General features: G+C 37.9%; 2 protein-coding genes. Both read right to left on the reverse strand.

The window, feature by feature from the left end; translation table 11 throughout:
- Nucleotides 1-157: 157 nt before the first annotated feature.
- Nucleotides 158-1,216 (reverse strand): 3-deoxy-7-phosphoheptulonate synthase, encoded by a 1,059-nt coding sequence (locus IQ229_RS20770; protein WP_194046966.1) that lies wholly within the window; start codon nt 1,214-1,216, stop codon nt 158-160.
- A gap of 200 nt (nt 1,217-1,416) precedes the next feature.
- Entirely contained in the window at nt 1,417-3,075 is a 1,659-nt protein-coding gene (locus IQ229_RS20775) for an alpha-amylase family glycosyl hydrolase (protein ID WP_194046968.1), read from the reverse strand.
- Nucleotides 3,076-3,115 lie beyond the last annotated feature (40 nt).

The raw sequence follows: 3,115 nt of genomic DNA on the forward strand, positions 1-3,115 counted from the left end.
CGAAAATTTACATAAAAATATTCAATATTAATGAGGTACAAAATGCAAGACTCAACATTAGATAAAAATAGTTTCTACCTCCTGCCTCCTGCCTCAAAACCCGTAACTTTGTACTTCATGCAAAAGAAAACTGCTGTATATTCTGAATTCTAACTTCTCACTTAAGTTTTTCGTGAGCAGCCAAAATAATTTTTTCCGTTTCTTCCCAGCTAATACATTTGTCAGTTACAGAAACACCATATTTTAATTCTTCTTGTTTCCCAGTAATCGGTTGACTACCTTCATACAAATGCGATTCCAGCATCATGCCAACAATTGATGTATTACCATCCACTATTTGCTGAATAATATTCTCTAAGACAGCACCTTGTAATTTGTAATCTTTATTGGTATTGCCGTGGCTACAGTCGATAACAATTCTCGGTGGTAAATTTGCCTGTTTTAATTTCTCTTCTACCCGTTTGACATTTGCTGGATCGAAGTTGCGTTGACTACCACCCCTTAAAATTACGTGACCGTAGCCATTACCTTTAGTTTGAAAAACGCTGACCTGTCCGTTTTGATTAATTCCCAGAAAACTATGCGGGTTTCCAGCAGATTGTAGGGCATTCAAAGCTACTTGAATATTGCCATCAGTACCATTTTTAAAACCCACAGGCATCGAAAGTCCACTTGCCATTTCGCGGTGAGTTTGTGATTCAGTTGTGCGTGCGCCAATGGCAGACCATGTAATCAGTTCACTAATGTATTGAGGTATAATTGGATCTAGCGCTTCTGTGCCAGCAGGTAATCCCAACTCTGTAATTTTTAATAGTAGCTCCCGTGCAATTAATAAACCTTTCTCTACATGGAAAGAATCATCCATATTTGGATCGTTAATTAACCCTTTCCAGCCTACGGTTGTTCTTGGTTTTTCAAAATACACTCGCATAATTAGTAGCAAGTTATCCTTGACTCGCTCGGACAAGATTTTTAATCTCTCAGAATATTCGAGCGCTGCTTTTGGATCATGGATTGAGCATGGACCAACTACTATAAATTTCCTGCGATCTTGAAAATCCAGGATATCTTCTATTTCCTGTCTATATGCTAAAACTCTTTGTTCGGCTAATTGTGTTAAAGGTAATTTTGACTTAACTTCATTGGGAGTTAATAAAATGCGATCGTTCTCAATGTTAGCGTTATCGATATTACTATTAAATAATTTGTTGTGCATGGGGGATGCTTTGGCAATTCTATAGACGCACTTCAATTCAAAAGTGTAACACAAACCGATGAAATTTTAAAATAGCTTATTTTTTAATTAACAAATTTATAATTAAACTGTATGTGAACTAAAATAATAACTGAAAAGGGGAAAAGATATTTCCCCTTTTCTTTGCTATTAGACTACTGATTCAGTGGTAGTGTATATAGTTACTGCCATACAAAAACTTTGGCTTCGTATGGTCCTAAGTCAGCTATGATACCATCATCACCAGCTTCGACATCATAATTGCCTGTCCACTCGTGCCATGTACCAGCACTAGGAAAGTTCGGAACGTGATAGTCAGCTAGAAAGTTTTCTGAGAAATTTGCAATTACGACTACACGAGAACCTTCATCATTCCAACGAGTATAAGCTAATACTTTTGCTTCAGGATTTTCGTGGATAAAATCGATATTTTCTGTGTAAAGAGAATGATTGCTTTTACGCAGGTTGGTTAAGCCTTTGTATGATTCAAATAAACCACGATTTAGATCGTTACCTAACAGCGTCCAATCGATTTTGGATGACTCAGGTTGTTTAGGTTTATACTCGCCAAATTCTTCTCCCATCCAAATCAAAGGCACACCAACAGCAGTCATTAGGATGGCTACTCCTAATTTGACCCGCCGAAATGCTTCTTCGTCAAAAATCTCACGGTTTCCCAGTTCAACCATGACATGATTATGGTCGTGGTTGGTGAGATAATTTACTACATTGGTAGCACCCAAAAAGCCTTGGCGCTTGCAGTCAATCACATCTTTGAGACGCTCTAAATCAAACGTATCACCGCAAATGTGTTCTAGAATGCAGTGATAAAAACTATCATGCCAGCAACCATCCATTGGCCCATCTACATTGGTAATGCTGGTAGTTTCAGGAATGTGTTCGGCAACATTATAAAAAGGCTTCATGCTAGCAGTTTTTTTGGCTTCCTGAACAATCCAGTGCATGAAGTCGTAGTTAGCAATTTGCCGCGCCGCATCATAGCGAATACCATCAAGATGATATTCTCCAATCCAAAAACGAATTGTCTCACCAATAAATTTCCAGGCTGGTTTAATATCTAATTTCTCATCATAATGTTCGTAATTAAACTCAGGCCCCCAATTATTGTCAGGGTCACGAGGTTCGTGATGATACCAATAATCGTGGTCGATTTGTGTTAAAGGAGCAGATGCTTCTGAGTGGTTGTAAATTCCGTCAAGAATTACACGAATGCCTTTACCATGACACTCATCAATCAAATTTTTTAACTCGGCAGTAGAACCATAACTTGATTCTGTTGCAAAGAAGTGACGAGGGTTGTAACCCCAACTATAATCACCAGGATATTCTTTAAGTGGCATCAACTCAATAGCGTTGATTCCCAGCTCACACAAATAGTCTAACTTTTCAATGACGTGTTTGTACTTGCCTCGTGCATAAGGATCGTCCTCGCCACCAGAAAAGTCACCGACATGCAATTCATAAATTACTAATTCGTGGTCAGCAGGTAAAGGTTTATCATCATGTTGCCAAACATAAGTATCGGTAATCCTTTGCCCATCTTTGACCCGGACAATACCATCATCTTTTCCACTTTGTTCATCTATATCACTTGCATAAGGATCTGTTACATCAACCCATTGCTCTGGTTCAAAAAACCATGAATTTGATTGAACGCGGAATTTATATTTATAAACGCCGTCTTCTAGTTCAACACTTGTACGAAAATAACCATCATCACCTTTTTCCATTGGAATTTCTTGCCAATCAGAAAAAGAACCAATTAATGCTGCTCCTTTGTTATAAGGTGCAAATAAATTAAATTCAATTGGCTTTGCCATAGAAGTGTTTGTAATATCAAGGGTTGATAGAGATATTCTC

Origin of the sequence: Nostoc cf. edaphicum LEGE 07299 (assembly GCF_015207245.1) — a bacterium.
In the GTDB taxonomy this organism is placed as follows: domain Bacteria; phylum Cyanobacteriota; class Cyanobacteriia; order Cyanobacteriales; family Nostocaceae; genus Nostoc; species Nostoc edaphicum_B.